Below are 21,730 nucleotides of genomic sequence, written 5' to 3' on the forward strand. Positions count from 1 at the left end.
GGATGATAGGGATGATGTGAGGAGGATGGAAAGAACATTAAGTCACTGCCTTGAGCGCATCGACAACTGTCGGAACGTTCCTAGAAATTAAGACTGACTCAGGTTAAAGGAGTCGAAAAAGGTTTCGGCTTCTGGGAAGTCAACATTACCATCTTGTGCGCCAACTAAGAGTTGGTAAAGAACGGCATTTTCGGAGTCAGCCAGCATCATTAGTTTAAAGCGAACTCCCTCAGGATTTCGCATCACAATCGTTCGACCCGGAAGCCCCTCGATGTTGATAGATTCTTCACTCTCTACGTCAGAGTTCGTGCTGGCTGCTGCGTTATCGCGCCCGCCATCTAAGCCTTGCTCGACATCAAAGCTGGCTCCCTCGGGAAGAGGAATCGGGTTCGCACCGCTCATGTAGGCCCGCCCTTGATTGGTATCTTCGTAAATGGCAAGTGAGAGCTGGATTTCTTCCGTTTCGTTAACGGGGATGCTTTGGTTTTGTTCGAGGGGTTCGTTAGGAAACTTGATCTCATAGCGTCCGTCGGGCGGTTCATAGGTAAACCACTCCCCAACGTCACTGGGGGTTTCCGCTGCCTCGGGCATCTCATCGGGGGCTGGAGGAGCGTCAGCCGTGGGTTGCTCTGCGGGAGCTTCCACGGTGTCTGGGCTGGCGGGGTCTCCGGCCGTCTCGTCTCCGTTACAGCCAACCAGGGATAAGGGCACCGTGACGGCTAGGAATAGGGCAAAAAATTTTGATCGCATAGTCAGCCTGTTGAACGTTTGACATCTATGGTAACGCGATTAGATTTAGAGACTCATCGTTCAAAGGACTGATTTTAGAATTCCTAGGGAACTAGAAGGGGAATGGTTACATTGGATGCAGACGGCAATGCTGACCCCATGCTGGTAACTTTAGGCTATTTTTTAATGTTTTTTTAAGGTTTGAGGTTAACTCAAATCAGAGGGTTAATTGGGTTAGTTTTGAGGGTTAAAATCAAGGGAAATGCCCCAACTTTCAAAGTCTTGGGCGTGACGAATTAAGTGTTTTTGGAGGGTTCCATCGAGCCAAAAGAGAACGGGACAGGGAAATCGTTGCCGAAATAGCTCCCGCATTTGGTTGAGGGATTCGAGCGATCGCAGTGGCTCTTGCAGGCCATCGAGACCCAGAATCATGAGGGCGCGAGGAGGCTCACTAGACAGGTGTTGACAAATTTGGGAGTAGGGACGCTCACCCTGAGGGGGTAGGATCACCTCTTGTAGGGGAACTGAGCTGAGACGGTGGAGTTGTTGGATCAGGCGATCGCGCAGTTGGGGCGAGTCACAGCGGGCAAAAATCACTTCAAACTGCTGTTGACCGGACTCAATGGCCCATAGTAACTGCTGTAAGAGGTCTTGGCTGTAGGGGGGCAGTTGCGGCTCAAGGACGAGGGTTGGCATGGCTGGGGGGCGACAGCAGCAGATTGGGCAGACCGAGAGTGTCACAGAATGGACTATGTTGATCTTAAACGTTATGTACGCTCCTGTTTACCTGATGGCCCGATTCATTCATGCTCTCTTCTCAGTTGCCTAGTTTTAACCTGGCGATCGCCCCTCTAAAGACAGTTCAAGGTGGTGTGCCTCAGTCGTATGCTATATGGGTCTTACAAGCCCCATATACCGGGGGCTATGTCCATCAAGATTGTCCCTGGTCGTCATCCCTTGGTGAGACTTGGCAGCAATGGCAACGGTTTTTTTCGGTGAACCCTCTACCGCTGTCCCCGGCGTTGGCGGGTGTGGGTCAGGAGACCTCGGCTGGACTCCCCGAGTTGGGGCCGCCCTTCGTCACGAGTCACAGCAGCCGCTTAATGCAAGAGTTGGGGTTACAGTTGTGGCAATGGTTGTTTTCAGGGGCCGTTGAGGCCGGTTTTGCTCAGAGTCAGGGCATTGCCCTGGGCCGTGAGGTGCCGCTGCGGGTGCGTTTGGATATTCGGGCCCCGGAACTGATGCCGTTACCCTGGGAAATTGCCCAACCCCGGATTGGGAAAGCGGCCTTGTCTCTAGCACCGCAACTTCTGTTTAGCCGCACCACCTGTGATGTCGATCCCTTGGTGTTGCGGCGGGCCCGGCGATCGCTGAATATCCTTCTGGTATTGGGGAAACCCCAGGCTGAGGATGGGGCGGCCTCTCCGAAGACCCCGATGTTAGCTCTTGATGATGAGGCGCAACGGTTAGGAGACATTTTTGCATCGGCCCCGGCGGATGCGGGTCAGGTTCCCTATTGTTTAGATACCTTGGTGCAGCCGACGGCGGCCGAGTTGACGCAACAGTTAGAGCGTCAGGAGTATCATATTTTTCTCTACGCCGGCCATGGGGCCACGGCCCCCGATGGGGGAATTTTGTTTTTAGGGGAAGATACCCGCCTGAGTGGGACGGAACTGGCTCAGATTTTGGTGCGATCGCAGGTTACCCTAGCAGTGTTCAATACTTGCTGGGGGGCACAACTCGATCGCCATGATGACCACTGTATTGCTCGCAGTAGTGTGGCGGAGGTGTTGGTACATCATGGGGTTCCGGCGGCCTTGGCCATGCGAGATGCGATCGCCGATACAGAGGCGTTGAGTTTCATTGAACAGTTTGCTGGGGCGATCGCCCAAGGCCACCCCATTGAACGCGCGGTGGCGATCGCCCGTCAACAACTCTTGACCTTATATAAGTTTAATCAACCGGCCTGGACATTACCGGTTCTCTACCTCCATCCAGAATTTGATGGCTACTTGCTCAACTCCCCCGAAGCCATGCCAGCGGATCAAATGCCCACGGAGTTACCTGAAGACGCTTCTACGGCCCTGGGCCATCCTCAGGTCAAAGCCTATCTAACGCCCCAAGGGTCCTCAACCTCACCCCATTCGAGATTTCAATTACGAGGGGGACGGATGCGTCTCGGACGCAGTCAGGAGAATGAAGCGGTTTTAGGGGAACCCTGGGTATCTCAGTATCACGCTGAAATTTTGCTGCGACATCTACCTGATGAGGGTCTGACCTATTTTCTCCGAGACTTTTCTCGCTATGGAACCTTGATTCGGGAGGAAGACCGTTGGCACAAAATTCATCATGAGGAAGTTACCCTAATCTCAGGGATGGTTCTTAAGTTTGGCAGTTCCCAGGGACAGCCCTGGCAGTTTTGCCTAGCCTCAGGGGATTTGTGAGCCAACGTTGCGGAACGCCCGACTCTCATGCTGTAGTTGAGAGAGTCAACTGTTAAGACAGTCCTGAAACTGGCCAGTCAAACGTCCTGTCCTCCTAACGTTGATGGTTGTTCAGCGTGCTGATTCGTCTGCGCTCGTCCTCTAATCGTTTTCCCATACTGTTATGGTTTTATCGCCCCGTTCTTCTGCCTGGTCTGCCTCACAAACCCAAGCCGAACTGGATTTACTCGAAACGGTGTTGTTCGGGGATGACGTCACCTATCCTTGGAATCCCGGTGAATGTGAGGCCCTGAATGAAGCCGTCGCCCTCGGAGAACCGTTAAAGGTTGATGATTTAAATCTGGGCGATCGCTCTCCGGTATTTTTTGAGCAACTCGATAGTTGTATGGTGTATGCGTCCCTCTGTGAACGATTTGGCTCCCAGGTTCCCACGTCGATTCTCAAACGCCTCTGTGACCTCGCCAAGCAAACCTGCCCCGATCAATCCCTGTTAAACCAGCTTGTTGGCTGCGTGGGTGACTTACTCCCCCAATGGGCTACAGAAGATTTACAAGTGTTAGCCCGTCCTTTGGCTTATACGATGCGGGGTCAGCCCCCGAACGAGTTGGTCGGCGATCGCCCTTGGGACGAGTTATCGAGTTTGGAACAGGCCCGTCTGAGTCTGGCGATCGCTCAGGTGGCACTGCAAGAGTTAACGGTTGACAGTAACTCGTAACTTCTCAAATAATAGGTCAAGTATTCGATGTTTCAGATAGTCGGGGAACTTGAGGGAGGGAACCCGATGGTTTTCTGGGCTTTGTTCCTTTTTGTTAGTAAGACTCCATGACTGAACTGCCTCCTCTAACGACCGATACGATTTGGGCCATTCTCAACAAAGATTTGGATAATGACACGGTCAACCGCCTCGTTTGGCATTATTTGGGCTATCGCTATGATGATGCTGAACAAACCTGGAAAACAGATCAGGTGGCGGAGGATTGGCGGGAAACCTATCCTGAACCCCCAGATTTTATTGAAAATCGTCCGCCCAATGTGAAATTGACTCGCTCAATTCCGAAGGAAAATAAACAGCTTCTTAAAGAAAAATTGGGCTTTAAAGGCTACAAAATTGGCGAATTTTCCCCTTTGGAAACACGCCGAGCTACGATGGCGAACTGGCTCCTCAACTACATGGTGAACCAGGGGCTTCTCTCCTGATTTCCTCTCGTGGTCCTCGCCCCTTCCTCCCGTACCAGGAAGCAGCGCCGCCCCAAAGCCGTGTCACGGCTTCAGCCATGACACGAGGGGGAGAGGGGAGAGAAGAGAAAATTACTGGTCAGGGCTATCAAACTTGTTGGTAATCCACATGGATTGATAGGGGTCTAACACTACACTTTGATAAATATCCGTAATCAGCGTGCCACTGATTAAATCACACCAGGGATCGGTACAAACTAAATTCAACTCCGTCAACGGGAGTTTTTTGGGGCGATCGCTCAGATTATGGATTGAGAAAATACTCTGATCTCGATTCATACTTTGCCGCCAAAAGCCAAACAACGCTTTCTTTAAATGCAGGGTATATTGAGTGGCATTGGGATGAAACGCCGGTTGTTGGCGGCGAATGCGAATTAGACGAGTTAATTCCCCTAACACCCGCGCCTGAGGGGATTGGGGATTCTCCAGATGAGCTAGTAACTCCGCCTCATCCCATTGATGACGATTGATGGAACGGTTGCGCCCTGTTTGCGCCATCTTCTCATGGTCATTTTCCGTGGCTAACAAACTATGAATATAAAAGGCAGGAATTCCCTCTAAGGACATCATAATCGTCTGAGAACAGAGGAAACGCTCAATTTGCCATTCATCCTCTCCCTTGACGGTTCCCTTGAGGGCTTCAAACAGGGAAATATTGATTTCATAGGGACTTTCCGAGCCATCGGACTGTTTCCGCATACTAATTTCGCCGCCAAACCGTTTCATGGTGGCGATGAGTTGCTCATACTCGTCATCCGTGAGTAAGCCTTCCGTGGGCCGTAGGCCAATCCCATCATGGGAGGCGGTGAAATTAAAATAGGCACAGCCGAGGGGGGCCGGGGGCATACTCATCATCCAGGTTCGTAAATGCTCGGATTTCCCCTGTAATAGGGCATTGAGCAATAAAGGAGGCAGGCTGAAGTTATAGATCATGTGCGCTTCATTCCGGTTGCCAAAATAGCTCAAGTTTTCCCGGTTGGGCACATTGGTTTCGGTAATGAGGGCAATTTGAGGGTTGAGGGTTTGCAGGATTTCCCGCAAGACTTTGATGAGGGCGTGAGTTTGCGGCAGATGAATGCAGGAGGTTCCTAATTGTTTCCAAAGATAGCCAATGGCATCGAGGCGGATATATTTAGCCCCGGCTTGCACGTAGTAGAGGAGGATATCCACAAATTCCATGAACACATCCGGGTTGGCAAAGTTGAGATCTACCTGATCTTCGCTAAAGGTGGCCCAGATATGTTTGTCTCCCTCTGGCGTCTCGACCGGAACTAAGAGGGGACTGTTGCGGGGCCGCACCACTTGGGAAACGTCGGTGTCGGCGTCGACGCAGATGAAATAGTCACAACCGGGTTTTTTCCCCTGTTTGAACTGCTGAAACCACTCGCTTTCACTGGAGGTGTGATTGATGACGAGATCCACCATTAAGTTAAACTCACCGGCGATCGCCTTAATCTCCTCCCAGGTTCCCAGTTCGGGGTTAATGGCTCGATAGTCAATCACCGCAAAGCCATCATCGGAACTATAGGGGCAAAAGGGAAGGATGTGAACGCCGGTGATGGTGTCTTTGAGATAGCGTTGCAGGAAACGCCCCAGGGTAATGAGGGGTTTTTCTCCCTCACGGCGGATGCTGTCACCGTAGGTAATCAGCAGGATATTATCCTGACTCCATTTGCCCAAATCCTCATCTAGGGAATCACTGAGGAGGGGGGCTAAATGGTTATAAATGCGATCGAGGAGGGATTGTGCCGTGTCTTCGTCATAAACCGATCGCAGGAGGGGTAGGATACGTCGGGTGAAAAGGTCATAGGGGCCATTGACAGGGGCCGATGAGGAGATGGATGAACTCATAAGACAAAATGTTGGGCGAATGAATCGGTTTAACGGTTTAGCTTAAGAGGTTGGCGATCGCCAATTTGGCGGTTTTGTTACCGCTTGGGGAAGAAGACGCGAACCAACTCAGGATTATGTTATGAAAACTTGAAGTGCCCCCCCGAATCCGGGAAAGTTTGCCCAAATTTTGCCAGGGGTTATCCTAGCCACAGGGGGATCGATTGGCCCTGGGGACAAAAAATTCTCATAAAAATCGAGACGCACCTAGGGAACGTCTCGATCCGTTGTTGAACGGGACTCTGAACTATGGATGTCCGTTAACTGCGAGCGATTTCTTCTTCGAGTTCTAAGTCAAACAGAAGATGGAGGGTTTTCATGGCTCGACGGCGGGCTTCAATGTCCTGTTGGGCCCGTAGTTGCACCATGGGGTCATGTAGGATTTTGTTGACAATCCCTCGGGTGAGAGCTTCGATGACCTCTTGGTGTTTCTCGGCAAATTCGGCGCCAAGGCGAGACAGGGCTTTTTCGAGTTCCTGTTCGCGGATGGTTTCAACTTTGCGGCGCAGGCTGCTGATGGTGGGAACTGTTTCGAGCGATCGCCACCAGGATTCAAAGCTGGCTAACTCGTCTTCTAGGAGAGTTTCGGCTTCGAGGGCCATTTGACGGCGGCTTTCCTGGTTTTGGGCCACCACCGCTTTGAGGTCATCGACGTTGAAGCATTGAACCTCCTCCAACTCGCTGACATTGGCGTGAACGTTCCGAGGCACTGCAATATCAAAGAGCATTAACCCCGGAGGGGCCACGGCCCGTAAGTTATCACAATGGAGAATTGGCTCCGTTGCACCGGTTCCAGTGAAAACCATATCCGAGTCGGCGACCGCCTCCAACATCTCATCCCAAGGACGAACGTTAATATTGGCATCGGGGAACTTGGCGGCTAGTTCATCGGCTCGCGTTTGGGAGCGGTTAACTAGGGTGAGGCTGTTGGCCCCTTTGGCGATCGCATGTTGCACCAGTAGGCGAGACATTTTCCCGGCCCCGAGAACACAGAGGCGCTGACTCCCCAAGTTGGGGACCTTCATCTGAGCCAACTCAACGGCAGCGGAACTAATTGAGACGGCACCAGTTCCAATACTGGTTTCGGTGCGAACTCGTTTTCCGGCACTGATGGACTGTTTAAATAACTGATTGAGCACGCGTCCCACCCCTTTGTACTTCTGGCTGAGCTTGTGGGTGGTTTTGACTTGTGCCAAAATTTGCCCTTCACCTAAGACTAAACTCTCCAGGCCAGCGCTAACCCGTAACAGGTGCATGACCGCATCTTGGTGTAACAGGACAAACAAATAGGGACGTAATTGGGGCAGATAAATCCGAGAACGATCCGCTAGGAACTGGCTCACTTCTCGAACCGCAGGTTCAGTGTCTTTGGCAATGAAATAGATTTCGAGGCGGTTACAGGTACTCAGCAGAGCCACTTCTTCAATATTAGGATAGCTCGAAAGCTGGGCGATCGCTGCCTCAATTTGCGGTTCCGGGATACTCAGTTTTTCACGAATTTCGACTGGCGTTGTTTTGTGGCTTAGCCCAACAACAGCGATATTCATAATGATTTGGTAAGAGTTTGTTATCAGGGTTGGAGTCGGATCGGAGGGGTTCCCCTATGGCTTCAGTATAGCGCGAACCTGGGGAACACCCCCGAGTCAGGTCAAATGGCGCTCTATTTCAGTTGCAAGCGGCGGGGTTCGTCGGTCATGTGAACGGTATCGACAAAGCGAGCCGTTTTACTTTGACTCGAAATGACCAGGGACTGAGTCCGGGCGCCACCGTGGAAGAAGCGCACCCCTTCCATGAGGGTTCCGGGGGTAATCCCAGAGGCGGCGAACAGGACGGTTTCACCACAGGCGAGTTCATGAGCATCATAGACCTTATCGGGGTCGTCAATGCCCATGCTGGCCAAACGTTCCAGGTTGCTTTCTTTGCTCTCACCAATCAGTCCGGTTTTCACCACGGCGGGGTCATAGATGAGTTGTCCTTGGAAGTGACCCCCCAGACAGCGCATTGCAGCGGCGGAAATCACCCCTTCAGGAGCGGCACCAATGCCCATCAAGGCGTGGATGTTGGTTCCTGAAAAGGCGCAGGAGATGGCGGCGGACACATCACCATCACTAATCAGACGCACGCGCGCGCCAGCCTTGCGGATTTCTTGAACCAAGTCTTTGTGACGGGGACGATCCATGACCACCACCACGAGTTCTTCAACGCTACGATCCATGCAATCAGCCAGGATGCGTAGGTTTTCCGTGGCGGACTTACGAATGTCCACATGGTTTTTCGCCACAGCCGGGGCAGCCAACTTTTTCATGTAAAAGTCGGGGGCAGCAAACAAACCGCCTTTTTCAGAAATCGCCAACACTGCCATGGAACCATTTTGTCCATAGGCGACGAGGTTGGTTCCTTCGCAAGGATCAACGGCGATATCGATTTCAACCAGTTCGTCGGGGTTACAGAATTGTTTGGCGTTTTCTTGGGTGCAAATGCCCACTTCTTCGCCAATGTAGAGCATGGGGGCATCATCCCGCTCCCCTTCTCCAATGACGATACGACCGCGCATATGGATTTTGTTCATGCGTTCCCGCATGGCTTCGACGGCCACTTGGTCGGCGGTGTTTTTCTCACCTTTCCCCATCCAGTGAGCCGAGGCGATCGCCGCCTGCTCAACGACTTCAATAATTTCTAGCCCGAGGGTACTTTCCACGAATTCTATTCTCCCAAAAGATATTTATAGGCGAGTTCGATGGGACTTGCTCCCATTTTTTGTAAACGAACTCTTAACAGTTTTACCGGGACGAATGCTGCCTGTTTGAGGACAGCAACGCTCCTTGAACATGAGAACTCGGCATTCTCCTGTGGTTCCCATCTCTGGAGGTTTACCACTCACTAGAAAATGCCACACCGGACAATCTTACGATATTTCCGGACGTTTCGCTGTCAAGCTGTCATCAAAAGTTTTGAGGATTTGAGTGAGCGAAACCCAGGAGAACGCGACTTGACAGGCTCGTTGTCAAGTCTCCCATAGATAGAAGTCACAATCAAGATAGCTCTCAATCTCCAACCCGGACCCTTCGCCAGATTGTTGATGTCCAGGAGCAGCATCTCTTGAGTCTGGCTAAACGTGTATCAGAGGTCGGCTGCCCTGGGACCCCGGACCGGGGAGGTTTCGTTAAGTTTTGCGGCTTGAGGATTGGCCCGATGCAGATGCCTCATGGGACAGCTAGAGGACTCGGCGGGAGGCTTGAGACCCCCTTTAGATCAGAACCCACCGCAAACTTGAGGGAAATCTAGGGAAAATTGTCTCGCCAGGGGACAAAAAACATTAAGATATGCCAGACTGGTGGGCGATTTTCCCAATATGGGTCGGGACATCTGGGTTAAAACCGGTTTACCGATATTTTCCAGGATATTCTTTTTAGCGGATGGTCATATACAAGCGCGATTGTCACGATTCCTCAGGAGCGGTTCTAACGTGCATAACCATGGTTGGGATGTTTCTGTTCACTCTCCTGGTCAGACCCGAGAGCGGGCAAGGCCAAACGACAGAATCTCCTTATCTAGCCCAAGTTCGTCCTGTGCCAGATTCTCCATTCCCGGATGTAGGAGATCCTCAGCCATTACCGCCACCGGATGAGTTGCTAGACCCCCGTCCCGGTGCGGAGACGGATGAATCCCTCGATCGCCTCGATGGCACTCTGGAGGTCCAGGGCTATCGTGTAGAGGGGAGTACCCGCTTTACCCCTGACGACTTTGCCCCCATCTTGGAACCGTTTATCGGCCAGATGTCGTTTGCGGATTTGCTGCAAGCTCGTTCAGCCATTACCCAATTCTATGTGGAGCGCGGCTACATTACCTCCGGGGCCTTACTCCCACCTCAGACGATTGAGGATGGCATTGTGACGATTCAGGTCGTCGAGGGTGCGTTAGAGGATATTGTGGTGACGGGCGATCGCCGTCTGAACCCGGAATATGTGCGATCGCGCCTTAATTTGGCGGCCCAAACCCCCCTCAATATCGATGACCTCTTAGAGGCCTTACAGTTGTTACAACTCGATCCGCTGATTGAGAATCTCTCGGCGGAACTCTCGGCCAGTCCTCGTCCAGGATTTAATCTGCTAGAGGTGGAGATTAGCGAGGCCCGCAGTTTCCGTCCCTTGCTGAGGATTGACAGCGGGCGATCGCCCACGGTGGGGGCCTATCGCGGTACGGTGGAACTCCGCGAAGCCAACTTGACCGGCTGGGGCGATCGCGCTCGCCTGAGTTACAGTGGCACTGAGGGAAGCCATGAACTGCAAGCTGGCTACCGTCTCCCCATCAATCCCCGCAATGGAACCCTGGAAACCTCGGTTCGGGTGACTGGGAGTGAAATTATTGAACGTCCGTTTGATGAGTTGAATCTCACCGCTGACTCTCGGGATTTTGAACTCACCTATCGTCAACCGCTTCATCGTAGTCCAGGAGAGGAATTTGCCCTGGGCCTGACGTTCTCCCGCCGGGAAAGTGAAACCTCGCTATTAGAGGAACCCTTTCCTCTCTCGGTGGGGGCCAATGAGAGGGGGGAAACTCGTCTATCGGTGTTCCGGTTTTTCCAGGAATGGACACAACGGGGATCTCAGGAAGTCTTGGCGGCGCGATCGCAGTTCAACTGGGGAATTCCTATTTTCAGCAATGACACCATTAATAGCCGTGAACCGGACGGTCGTTTCTTTAACTGGCGAGGACAAGCACAATATCTCCGCCTGCTGGCCGCCGACGGAACCTCTCTGTTATTGCGTTCTGATGTGCAACTGTCGGCCACATCCATGGTTCCCCTAGAACGCTTCGGCTTAGGGGGGAACTTTAGTGTACGGGGCTATAGCCAAGACTTTCTCTTGGCTGATAGTGGCCTGTTCGCCTCGGCAGAAGTCCGGTTCCCCATCTGGACGGCGAATGCTGGCGAGAATCGCTTGGAACTGCGACCCTTTGTGGATGTGGGGACGGTTTGGAGTCAGGGCGGCTCTAGCTTTGATAGAAACACTCTAGCCTCTGTGGGCTTGGGGCTTCAGTTGGGGTTGGGCGATCGCTTTTCGGCCAAACTGGATTGGGGGATTCCTCTAATCAATGTCCAAGAACAGGAAAATCGCGATGTCTTCCAGCGTCAGGAACTCTATTTTCAGCTCGAATGGCAACCCTTTTAAGGAGAGTCAAGCCGGTTCACGCTAATTTGACCAGGGTTTTCTCCCCAATGACCACATAAAAGGGATCAGCCCCCGCAAATCCCATCATTTGTAGGACGGCGGGAACGTTGGAGGTTTTGGCAATCACCTCGGGTTCGGCAAAACCGGGAACGGCTTGGAAATAGCGTTTCACCAGTTCCACTCGGCTGGCATCGGTTCCCTCTCGCCAAGCTTGAATGGCTTTTTGGTAAAACATCCGGTTGGAGAAGCTGATGATGGCCAATCCGCCGGGTTTGAGGATGCGGTGGATTTCGGCAAAAACCTCCTCGGGATGTTGCAGATACTGAATGGAGACGGCGTTGAGGACAGCATCAAACTGCTCATCGGCATAGGGGAGTTTAGGATTATGGTTGAGGTTCTGGATGATGTAATGGTCTAATTGGGGATTTTTGGCCAGTTCCGCCTCGTTCATGCCATGGCCCTCCACATGGCCAAAGGGGATATCCTCGGGAAGATGGGACACCCAGCTACTCATCAGGTCGAGGATGTGGCTGTTGGCGTGCAGGCGATCGCGATACAATTGCGTCAGTTGGTCAATGAAGCTCTCATCCACATGGGTGACGAAGCGTGGCATTTCGTAGAATCGAGCATCATCGCTGCTATCGAGTTTGCTGCGATCGCGGTCTTTTAAAATTCCCATGGCCGTGAAGATTTAAGTCAGGTAGCAAGGATCAATTTGTTTATGATTCATTATAAGGAGTTCAGTCCATGAATTACATCCCTGTGGTTGCTCGCTTTTTTTTAGCGGTCATTTTTCTGCGAGCTGGCATTTCTAAAATCTTTGGCTTTGCCGGAGTTGCGACCATGATGGAGAACGCCGGATTACCCTTTCCCCAAGTGTTGCTAGTGGGAACGATTGTCTTTCAAATCTTGGGAAGCTTATCGTTGATTTTGGGCTATAAGACTCGAATTGGAGTTATCTTACTCATTATTTTTATTGTCCCCACTAGCTTTATTTTTCATAATCCAACTGACCCGACAGAAACAACTAACTTCTTTAAAAATCTAGGGTTGTTAGGAGGGTTAATGATGACTCTCTATTCTGGTGCTGGTCCGGTGAGCATTGACGATCGCCTAGCAGGATATCGGTAGGAGAAGGCAATAGTAGGGGCGTACCCTTGTGGTCGCCCTACCACAGGGGTAGCGACTGTCTTAATTGTCAAGGATAACGTGTTTGGGTGCATAATCTAGCTCTTGAGTCAAGGGGCTGCTTTAAAGAGCAGCAAAATCCTAGGCAGTTAACGGCTTGGCTTCTGTTACTGCCTCAATTGTCAAAGTATTCAAAGGTGGCTAAGGACGAGCTGCTGGGCTTTCTGAATACTGCCAGGGTCGATGATCTCGAACCATCGCATTCAACATGACCAGAAGTTTACGCAGACAGGCTGTTAAAGCTAGTTTTTTCGGCTTGCCTTTTTTGACGAGGCGTTCGTAAAAAACTTTAATAGCTGGATTATATCGCATGGCCACAACCGCCCCCATGTACAAAATTGCTCGGACCGGTGCCCGACCTCCTTGAATTCTTCGTTGACCTTTGTACTTGCCACTGTCAAAATTCAGGGGTGCTACACCGACCAAGCGAGCAATTTTCTTGGCACTGAGTTGACCCAGTTCGGGTAGGTCAGAAACCAAGGTAGTGGCAATCGCTTGACCGATGCCGGGCATGGTTTTAAGTAATTCGACTTTTGATGACCATTCCGCACAATTCTGAGTCAATTCCTCAATCTCGGCGTTGAGTTGTTCGAGACGTCCCCTGAGATAGTCTAGGTGAGCCTCGATATCCACCAAAGCCTTGCCACGTGCGCGACGACAACGATTTTTCTCAGCCGTTTGCATCTCAATGAGCTGACGCCGGCGACTCGTTAACTCTTGTAGTTGACGAGTCTCAGCCGAGCTCGATGCTAGAACCGGGGGCTTTAGGGCTTCGCCATAATACGCCAATGTTTGAGCATCAATCGCGTCAGTTTTAGCTAAACGACCAGTAGCTTTGGCAAAATCTCGACCTTGGCGGGGATTGATGACTGAAACGGGGAACTCGGCCTCTTGTAATTGAATGACCAGTTCCCTTTCTAGTTTCCCAGTCGCTTCGACCACAACTCGCTCGATCCGCTCGTTTTGCCAAGACTCGACGAGTTGGGCAATTTGGGTCGGGCTGTTGGGGATTTGGATGGCTTTTCCCAATGGACGAATGTAAACATCCAGAGTCTGTTGACTCACGTCAACTCCGATCCACTGAGGTGTCTTTGACATGATAGGTTCTCCTAAATTAGCTCTGTTAAGATGAACAAGACATCTTCTCAATTTCACTCATCCTTGCCTGATACGGTCTTTGGGATGAACCGAAATTTCGGACGTCCTTGACCCAGGCGACTGTTCGAGTTCAGTCGAGAAGATTACCTTGTAGTGACCCATGCTACCAAGCGGCCTTTTCCGACCTAGGGTGCGGCGGTCTACTATGTTTCTCAATATACAAGGGTGCGTCCTGGCTCAACATCATTGTAAACTTTGAAATTGCCAGTTAAACTTGCCAGAACGCACCGCTCGCTATGGAATAATTATTATCATAATTCAAGGAGTAACAAAAATCATGAAAATTGGCATTTTAGGAACCGGTTTAATGGGGCAACCCATGGCCCTCAAACTACTAGAATCCAACTATGAAATTATCGCCTATAACCGTACCGCCGCCAAACTAGACCCCATCAAAGCCGCTGGGGGCGCGATCACTACCTCTCCCGTCGAAGTTCTCCAAGAGGCGGATTGTCTCATCACCATGCTTACCAATGCCGAGGCCATTCGCGAAACGCTCCTCAGCGACACAGCCAAAGCCCAATGGACGGCCAAAACCTTAATCCAAATGGCAACCATTGCCCCCAGTGAAAGTCAAACCCTACAACACGACATTGAAGCGGCGGGAGGGGCGTATCTCGAAGCTCCGGTGTTGGGAAGTATTCCTCAAGTCAAAACCGGCGAATTATTGGTGATGGTAGGGGCAACTCCGAGCTTGTTTGAGCAATGGTTGCCTGTTTTACAAGTGTTTGGCAAAGAGCCAGTTTTGCTGGGAGAGGTTGGTACTGGTTCCGCTGTTAAATTGGCCATGAATCAACTGATTGGTTCCCTGACAACGGCATTTGCTGGAAGTTTGGCTATGGTTCGTCAGCAGGGAATTGAGATTGAGGCCTTTATGGAGATTGTCCGCCAAAGTGCGTTGTATGCCCCTACCTTTGACAAGAAACTCTCGCGGATGATAGCGGGGAATTATGAAAATCCTAATTTCCCTAGTAAACATTTACTCAAGGATATGAATCTATTTAGCCGCGAAGCCGAAAAAATGGGGATTGATGCCAAGTTGAGTCAGGCGGTGTCGCAGGTTGTCGAACAGGCGATCGCCCAGGGATTGGCGGATTCAGACTATTCGGCGTTGTTTGAAGCGGTGAAAGGAGGTTAACCCATGACGGCGATCGCCCCCAGTCTCTCCTTAGAAGCGTTTTTGCAACAACCCGAACGCAAACCCTATCGGGAATATAGCCAGGGAAAAATTATCCCCAAACCCATGCTACAAGGTCGTCACAGCCGTATCCAGCAAAAACTTATTACCGCGATCAATGCTGTGACAGAACCGGAGAAGATGGCCTTAGCCTTGCCAGAATTGCGTTGTAGCTTTGGCGATCGCTCCCTAGTTCCCGATATCGCCGTCTTTCGCTGGCCCAGGATTCCCCTAACGGAAAACGGCGAGATTGGCGATCGCTTTAACGCCGCGCCAGATTGGACGATTGAAATTTTAAGTCCTGAAGAATCTTCGACTCGTGTCGCCAGTAATATCCTCTATTGTTTGGAACATAACACTGAGATGGGTTGGTTGATTGATGCCAAGGAACGACTCGTGCAAGTCTTTGATGGCGATCGCCGTATCATCTCCATTGAACAGGAGGGCGATCTCCTGCCCACCCCGGAGTTTGCCCAATCCCTCAACCTCAGCTTGGGAACGCTCTGGAATTGGCTAAAATTGGGATAATCCAGCCCTGGCCCCGCCATTGTTGCAGCCATTGTTGAACTGCCGCAATTCTCGATAGAATAACAAGACCACTACCGTCATCCCCCACCCAAGCTGATCTTGATTCGCGAAGAAACCCTCAATCTCCTGGAATGGCAACGGGTATGCCAACATCTGTCCACCTTCGCCGCCACGAAAATCGGGGCGATCGCCGCTCGACAACTGGCTATCCCCGGCGATCGCCAACAGAGCCAACAGCTTCTGCAACAAACCCAGGAAGCCTATGCCTTAGAAATGAATCCCCAAACTGGATTGACGTTTGGCGGTATTCGTGACATATGGGAAGCCCTAGAACGGGCCGAGATTGGCGGGATGTTGCAGGGAGAGGAACTCCTGAACGTCGCCACCACCCTCTCCGGGGCGCGACAACTGCGGCGAGTCATTGATAATACTGAATTAGAGGTTCCGGTTTTACGAGAGTTGGTGTCGGAGTTACGCACCTATCCCGAGTTAGAACAAGAGATTCATCATTGCATCGACGAACGAGGGGATGTCGCCGATCGCGCCAGCCCCCAACTCGAAGGCATCCGACGGCAACTCAAACAGGTGCGCGATCGCATCTATCAAACCCTCAATCGCATCATTCAGCGTCAGGGAAGCGCCCTACAAGAACATCTCATCACCAGTCGCGGCGATCGCTTTGTCTTGCCCGTCAAAGCCCCCCAGAAGGAGAAAATCCCAGGAATTGTCCATGACAGTTCCGCCACTGGGGCCACTCTGTATATCGAACCTCGGGCGATCGTCAACGAAAACAACACCCTGCGAACCCTGCAACGGCAAGAGAAAAACGCCGAGGAAGTGGTGTTACGGAGACTCAGCCAAAGCATCGCCGAGGTGATTCCCGATTTAGAGCGATTGTTGGCGATCGTCACCCAACTGGATTTAGCCAACGCCCGCGCCCGCTATAGCATCTGGTTAGAAGCCAATCCACCCCGCTTTGTTGAAGCCACGCAAGCCACGGAACTGCGTCAACTGCGTCATCCCCTCCTGGTTTGGCAAGAAAAGCATGAACAGGGGAATGCAGTGGTTCCCATTAACGTCTCCATGTCGCCAGCGATTCGCGTGGTGACGATTACGGGGCCCAATACAGGGGGTAAAACCGTCACCCTGAAAACCCTCGGCTTGGCCATGTTGATGGCCAAAGTGGGGTTGTTTATTCCGGCGCGGGAACCGGTGGAACTGCCCTGGTTTTCCCAAGTCTTGGCCGATATTGGCGATGAACAATCTATTGAACAGAGTTTATCGACGTTTTCGGGCCATGTGCGCCGCATTAGTCGCATTTTAGAGGCCGTGGCGGATGATGAAAATGCCTTAGTGTTATTGGATGAAGTGGGGGCGGGAACCGATCCCTCTGAAGGGAGTGCGTTGGCGATCGCCCTCTTGCAACATCTGAGCGATCGCGCCCGTTTGACGGTGGCCACCACTCACTTCGGGGAGTTAAAGACCTTAAAATATGAGGATGCCCGCTTTGAGAACGCCTCCGTGGAGTTTGACGATGAGAGTTTATCGCCCACCTATCGCCTCTTATGGGGAATTCCGGGCCGTTCTAATGCCATGCAGATTGCTCGTCGTTTAGGATTATCCTCGGAGGTGGTGGATTTAGCCCAGAGCTATATCCGTTCCGGCATTAGCGTCGATGTGAATGAAACCATCGCCGAGTTAGAGGCACAACGACGGCGACAGGAGACGAAAGCCGATGAAGCCAGTCAAATTGTGGCCCAGGCGGAACGGTTAAATCAGGAGATTAGCGAGAAAGCCGAACAGTTACGCCGTCGGGAGGAAAACCTGAAACTGCAACAGGAACAGGCGGTTCAGGCGGCTATTGATGAGGCGAAAGAAGAGATTGCCAAGGTGATTCGCCGGCTACAGCAGGGCCATGCAACGGCTCAGGATGCCCAGAAAGCCACCGAGGCCATGGAACGGATTCGTCAACAACGACTCCCCAGTGCCTCGAAACCGCCGAAACCGAAACCGGGATTTGCCCCGAAGGTGGGCGATCGCGTGCGCATTCCTCGTTTGGGGCAAACGGCGGAAGTCTTAGCCATTGAGAAAGAGGGAGAGTTAACGGTGCGCTTCGGGTTGATGAAGATGGAGGTTCCCCTAGCAGATGTGGAATCCCTGTCTGGGGAAAAACCGGATCTGCCTCAGCCGAAAGCGAAGGCCAACCCTCAAAAATCCAGTCAGACGGCGGCCCCAGCCGCAACGGTGAAAACCGCTCCTCTTGTGCGTACCTCTACCAACACCCTAGATGTGCGGGGGAGCCGGGTACATGAGGCGGAACCTCGTTTGGAGGAGGCGATCGCCCAAGCGGTTCCGGTTGGGGGGGCCTTGTGGATTATTCATGGCAAGGGAACCGGCAAGTTACGCCAGGGGGTTCATGAGATTTTGGGGCGATCGCCGCATATTAAAAACTTCGAGTTGGCCGCACAGAAAGAAGGCGGCGCGGGGGTGACGGTGGCCTATCTCAAGTGATAATTGGGGCCTGGCGGGGGATTGCCGGGGGCGGTGCGTTCCGGCCAGTTCTATCGAGTTGTTCAAGGTTTGAGATTGATTGATGCCGGAACAGCACCCTACCGATTCTTCAGGTTTAAGACAGTTCTAATTCTGATGTTCTGAACGGGAAAATAACTCATTAAACTCCCGCTGATCATAGTGATACACCGTGCGAATCGGATAGGGAATACTGATGTCCGCGCGATCGCAGGCCGCCTTGAGCGCCATCATCACTCGTGTTTGGGCTCTCCGCACTTCAATCCGTTGCGGTAACGTCCAATAGCGTACCAACAAATCAATGGAACTATCACCAAACCCCACCACATCCACTTCTACATCGGGTTCAGCCATAACCCCCTCAACTCCGTTTAGGGCCTCTTTTAACACCTGAACCGCCATGGGCAAAGGGGTATTGTAGTCCACCCCAATCGCTAAATCGGTCCGACGGGACGAAAACGCCGTCAATACTGTCACAGGACTGGTAAACACAATCGAGTTAGGAATCAATACCCGCTCACCGCGATAGGTGCGAATTTGGGTTGAGCGAATTGCCACCTCTTCAATAATGCCCTCGAACTCTCCCACAATAATCTGATCATGGAGTTCAAACGGTTCTTGCAATAACAGTAGGACTCCAGCCAGGAAATTCTTGAAGATATCCTGGAACGCAAAACCAATGGCAACAGACCCTAACCCTAGTAGGGCGATAATATCCCCTAACCCCAAGTTGGGAAAGGCAATCACCGCCGCTGCTAGAATCCCCACCACCCACGCCGCAACATAACTGATTTGCGACACCAACGACTGTAAGGAACGACTCCGCAACAGACGGCTCGACCCTTTATGAACCACCCGTTGAAAGTTTTTAGCGCCCCACTTTGTCAAGGCGAGAATCAGCAACGCCACGACAATGGCCGGCAGTAACTGAAATGCCTCACCGATGAGTTGAATCAGACGGGTTTGAATTTCTTGCAGAATAGCAGTCATGGATAGTCTTTAAACGAGGCCGCCAGGCCAAACCAAGGGTTGGGTGCGATCGCCGGATTTCTCCCCAGTCGCCTGCTGACATCATCCGACCCCGTTACTTTAACCCAAGACCTGCGGTTACCCCAAAACTCTAACTAAAGAGTGAGTGTCCCAATCTCATAACGTCTACTTCATGGCATAACCTCTACTTCTAGGTAGATGTACTCAGCCATGTTCCGCCACTACTATGGTTTGTAACGGTGAACACAAAACCGAAACACGAGACCTTAACCCCAACTTACCTATGACTTACTTCTTAACCACTGGCGCTGAACAAGCCTTTTCCTATCCCATCTCAGGCATCATTGTGGGAGTCGTCGGCTTTATTGCGGCGGTTACCCTAGGCTCTCTAGCCTGGTACAACTCCAAACGTCCGCCCGGTTGGGAAGACAAGGAGCGTCCCGATATCGTTCCTGATATTGATACCCAATAACACTCTAACCCTTTTTTTCTGGCTCTGACATTTCCCCAAGTGGGGTCTCAGACCAACCCTTGTAAACCTAGACCATCTATAGGAGTCTTTACCCTATGCCTATCAACCAAAACATTGACCCGCAAGCCCCCAACTATGATCCCCATATCACTCCTTCTGAAGTGAGCGATCGCATGGAACAAGAAGGGGAGAACTTCAAGAAAACCCCTAAACCCTCCAGAGACCCGAATCAGGGTCATATTGACACCACCAAGGGCTACACAGTAGACCGCGAGGGCATGGCCAACAACTACGCCGTCGAACCGGAAATGTACTACGAAGAACCCGGTGACTTGCGGGAAAAAGAACAGGCCCTCAAAGCTGAACGGGCCCAGGAACTCAAAACCGTTAACAACACCAGCGAAGCGGGAAAACTCGAAGCCGGCCGCGATGAACGTGGCAAAGGCCCCGGCGCTATCTAGTCCACCCCTAATTTAGGGTTCCCTGTTAGGAATCTCTCAACACTCCCTTAAGTGGAGATGCGATCCGTCGTGTCTCCACTTACTTTATTTGTAGGTTCCTTCACGAGAAGCCGCGATATCATCGACATTACACGAGTTCGTTAAACCTTTCATTGTTATGAACACCCCTCTTCTTCCAGACAAGCGGTGGATGTCGATTTGGATCAAATGTACGGCTGTTCTTGCCCTACTGAATCTCATTTTGGCCCTATTTAATGCCAGTTATGTCCCCTTACGGGATATTTATCTGCGTTACGTTCCCCAAGTCGTGCAACTGTATGACCCCGTCAAAGGCATTGAACCCCACCCTCAAACCGAGCAATACCGACGTAATTTTGAGCATCTCCTCACGCAAGTTCCCACAGGACTCGACTCCCCCGATGTGCAACAGTCTCTGCAACGCCTCAGACAGCAGAGTGAGGCGCTCATCGATGAAAATCCCTTCATCGCCTCCGGTAAATTTAGCACCTTCGCCAAATTACAGCGTCGCATCACCGATCGCCTAGGGCAGGATTCCGTCAAAGTCGCCTTTCGTCAGTTTTGGAGTCCTGAGTATTTGCGATCGCAGGATCTCCTCAGCGAACTCAACTTCTTTCAGACTAAAATCATTCCCCTGCTTGCCACCAACTACTACCGACAAATCGACGATAACGGACAACCCTACGACGCTTACTGGCGGATTGATATCTGGTTTATCGGCTTTTTCGCCCTAGAATTTCTGGTTCTGACCCTGATTGCCTCCCGTCGTCGCGTGGGCCTTACCTGGTTTGATGCCATGTTACGGCGTTGGTATGACTGGTTTCTCTTTATCCCCGTTTGGCGTTGGCTGCGAATTTTGCCCGTCACGGTTCGGCTTCACCAGGGGAAAGTGGCCAACATCGAATATATCCTCTCTCAGATGATTCATGAACCGGCGATTTATTTATCGGATCATATCTCCGAGTTTGTCACCATTCGCACCCTGAACCAACTCCAAGAAGCGGTTGAAAATGGCGATATCGCCCGAGGGTTGTTGAATCCTTCTGACTATGTCGCAGTGGGGGATGTGAATAGTATGCAAGTCATCAGCGATCGCCTCCTACAGCTCACCATCTATAAAGTTCTCCCCCAAGTACAACCCGAAATCAAATCCCTCCTCAACCATTCCCTCTCTGAAGCCTTGCGAGAATCTACCTTCATGGAACTGGTGGAGAAAGTCCCCGCCTTAGGACATCTTCCCAAAGACGTCACCGATCAACTGGCAAACTACCTGGCCAACGCCACCTGCGAAACCCTAGCCAACGCCTACGCCGACGAATTGGGACGAGAACGCTTTGACGACCTCACCGACCAATTCCAGAATGCACTGCGCCAGGAACTGCAAGATCAAGCCACCCTCGATGAATTACAGAGCCTAATTTCCAACGTCTTACAAGAAGTGAAAATCAACTACGTACAGCGCTCCGCTGAACAAGATCCTGAGGAAACCATCGAGAAAGTTGAAGAAGTCTATGATTGTATCGAACAACAATCTTCAACGAACTCTACCTCTTGATAGAGGTAAACCTCTTCTGAATGTGGCAAGTTGACAGTAGCCCGGCCTCCTTTTAGCCGGACCGAGGCAAACCTAAAATTTAGCTTAAGATTCTCCATTTTGATGTCGTTTTGACTTGACAAGAACCCAGCAAACTGAAAACGTCAAAACCAATAGGTTCGATCGCCTCGGTCTTTCCAACGCC

General features: G+C 51.6%; 19 protein-coding genes. 11 read left to right on the forward strand and 8 right to left on the reverse strand.

The annotated features are described in order from the left end of the window. Positions 1-87: 87 nt before the first annotated feature. Entirely contained in the window at positions 88-750 is a 663-nt protein-coding gene (locus L855_RS03035) for a hypothetical protein (RefSeq protein ID WP_159783985.1), read from the reverse strand. A gap of 213 nt (positions 751-963) precedes the next feature. Beyond that, complete coding sequence (locus L855_RS03040) at positions 964-1,425, reverse strand: hypothetical protein (protein WP_159783988.1); 462 nt, start codon at positions 1,423-1,425, stop codon at positions 964-966. A gap of 110 nt (positions 1,426-1,535) precedes the next feature. Here L855_RS03040 and L855_RS03045 point away from each other — a divergent pair, with 110 nt between their 5' ends. The 3 genes from L855_RS03045 (at position 1,536) to L855_RS03055 (ending at position 4,370) form a co-directional block, all read left to right on the forward strand. Beyond that, positions 1,536-3,173: a CHAT domain-containing protein gene (locus tag L855_RS03045; protein WP_159783991.1), complete on the forward strand. Its 1,638-nt coding sequence runs from the start codon at positions 1,536-1,538 to the stop codon at positions 3,171-3,173. A 163-nt stretch (positions 3,174-3,336) separates the two neighbouring features. Beyond that, positions 3,337-3,888, forward strand: coding sequence for a hypothetical protein (locus L855_RS03050; RefSeq protein ID WP_159783994.1), 552 nt, complete (start codon positions 3,337-3,339; stop codon positions 3,886-3,888). Between the two features lie 107 nt (positions 3,889-3,995). Next, on the forward strand, positions 3,996-4,370 hold the full coding sequence (locus L855_RS03055; RefSeq protein WP_159783997.1) for a DUF1823 family protein: 375 nt from the start codon (positions 3,996-3,998) through the stop codon (positions 4,368-4,370). 111 nt (positions 4,371-4,481) lie between these two features. Here L855_RS03055 and L855_RS03060 read toward each other — a convergent pair whose 3' ends face one another. From L855_RS03060 to glpX, 3 genes are all read right to left on the reverse strand, one after another. Then, positions 4,482-6,260, reverse strand: coding sequence for a sugar phosphorylase (locus tag L855_RS03060; RefSeq protein WP_159784000.1), 1,779 nt, complete (start codon positions 6,258-6,260; stop codon positions 4,482-4,484). A 299-nt stretch (positions 6,261-6,559) separates the two neighbouring features. After that, positions 6,560-7,846 (reverse strand): glutamyl-tRNA reductase, encoded by a 1,287-nt coding sequence (locus L855_RS03065; RefSeq protein WP_159784003.1) that lies wholly within the window; start codon positions 7,844-7,846, stop codon positions 6,560-6,562. A 113-nt stretch (positions 7,847-7,959) separates the two neighbouring features. Continuing rightward, positions 7,960-8,997, reverse strand: coding sequence for a class II fructose-bisphosphatase (gene glpX, locus L855_RS03070; RefSeq protein WP_159784006.1), 1,038 nt, complete (start codon positions 8,995-8,997; stop codon positions 7,960-7,962). An 871-nt stretch (positions 8,998-9,868) separates the two neighbouring features. Between glpX and L855_RS03075 the strand changes: the two genes are divergently transcribed. Continuing rightward, positions 9,869-11,470 carry a ShlB/FhaC/HecB family hemolysin secretion/activation protein gene (locus L855_RS03075; protein ID WP_246198704.1) on the forward strand — a complete coding sequence of 534 codons (1,602 nt, stop codon included), beginning with the start codon at positions 9,869-9,871 and terminating at the stop codon, positions 11,468-11,470. Positions 11,471-11,486: 16 nt separating this feature from the next. Here the strand turns inward: L855_RS03075 and L855_RS03080 are convergent, their stop codons facing one another. Continuing rightward, entirely contained in the window at positions 11,487-12,149 is a 663-nt protein-coding gene (locus tag L855_RS03080; RefSeq protein WP_159784012.1) for a class I SAM-dependent methyltransferase, read from the reverse strand. Positions 12,150-12,217: 68 nt separating this feature from the next. On the opposite strand from L855_RS03080, the gene L855_RS03085 reads away from it, so the two are divergent. After that, the gene (locus L855_RS03085; RefSeq protein ID WP_159784017.1) at positions 12,218-12,601 is read left to right on the forward strand and encodes a DoxX family protein; all 384 of its coding nucleotides are present in this window, start codon (positions 12,218-12,220) and stop codon (positions 12,599-12,601) included. Between the two features lie 198 nt (positions 12,602-12,799). On the opposite strand, the gene L855_RS21080 is transcribed toward L855_RS03085, so the two are convergent. Further along, positions 12,800-13,756: an IS110 family RNA-guided transposase gene (locus L855_RS21080; protein ID WP_192924982.1), complete on the reverse strand. Its 957-nt coding sequence runs from the start codon at positions 13,754-13,756 to the stop codon at positions 12,800-12,802. A gap of 337 nt (positions 13,757-14,093) precedes the next feature. On the opposite strand from L855_RS21080, the gene L855_RS03090 reads away from it, so the two are divergent. The 3 genes from L855_RS03090 to L855_RS03100 all read left to right on the forward strand — a co-directional run bounded on the left by L855_RS03090 (position 14,094) and on the right by L855_RS03100 (position 18,032). Then, positions 14,094-14,954, forward strand: a complete 861-nt coding sequence (locus tag L855_RS03090) for an NAD(P)-dependent oxidoreductase (RefSeq protein ID WP_159784020.1) — start codon at positions 14,094-14,096, stop codon at positions 14,952-14,954. 3 nt (positions 14,955-14,957) lie between these two features. Continuing rightward, positions 14,958-15,521: a Uma2 family endonuclease gene (locus tag L855_RS03095; protein WP_159784022.1), complete on the forward strand. Its 564-nt coding sequence runs from the start codon at positions 14,958-14,960 to the stop codon at positions 15,519-15,521. Positions 15,522-15,620: 99 nt separating this feature from the next. Further along, positions 15,621-18,032: an endonuclease MutS2 gene (locus L855_RS03100; RefSeq protein WP_159784025.1), complete on the forward strand. Its 2,412-nt coding sequence runs from the start codon at positions 15,621-15,623 to the stop codon at positions 18,030-18,032. 126 nt (positions 18,033-18,158) lie between these two features. Here the strand turns inward: L855_RS03100 and L855_RS03105 are convergent, their stop codons facing one another. After that, positions 18,159-19,040, reverse strand: a complete 882-nt coding sequence (locus L855_RS03105; protein WP_159784028.1) for a mechanosensitive ion channel family protein — start codon at positions 19,038-19,040, stop codon at positions 18,159-18,161. Positions 19,041-19,323: 283 nt separating this feature from the next. Between L855_RS03105 and psb35 the strand changes: the two genes are divergently transcribed. From psb35 to L855_RS03120, 3 genes are all read left to right on the forward strand, one after another. After that, positions 19,324-19,512, forward strand: a complete 189-nt coding sequence (gene psb35, locus L855_RS03110) for a photosystem II assembly protein Psb35 (protein WP_159784031.1) — start codon at positions 19,324-19,326, stop codon at positions 19,510-19,512. A 95-nt stretch (positions 19,513-19,607) separates the two neighbouring features. After that, positions 19,608-19,973 carry a hypothetical protein gene (locus L855_RS03115; RefSeq protein WP_159784034.1) on the forward strand — a complete coding sequence of 122 codons (366 nt, stop codon included), beginning with the start codon at positions 19,608-19,610 and terminating at the stop codon, positions 19,971-19,973. 157 nt (positions 19,974-20,130) lie between these two features. After that, on the forward strand, positions 20,131-21,546 hold the full coding sequence (locus L855_RS03120; RefSeq protein WP_159784037.1) for a hypothetical protein: 1,416 nt from the start codon (positions 20,131-20,133) through the stop codon (positions 21,544-21,546). The last annotated feature ends 184 nt before the right edge of the window (positions 21,547-21,730 follow it).

The organism is Sodalinema gerasimenkoae IPPAS B-353 (assembly GCF_009846485.1).
GTDB classification, from domain to species: domain Bacteria; phylum Cyanobacteriota; class Cyanobacteriia; order Cyanobacteriales; family Geitlerinemataceae; genus Sodalinema; species Sodalinema gerasimenkoae.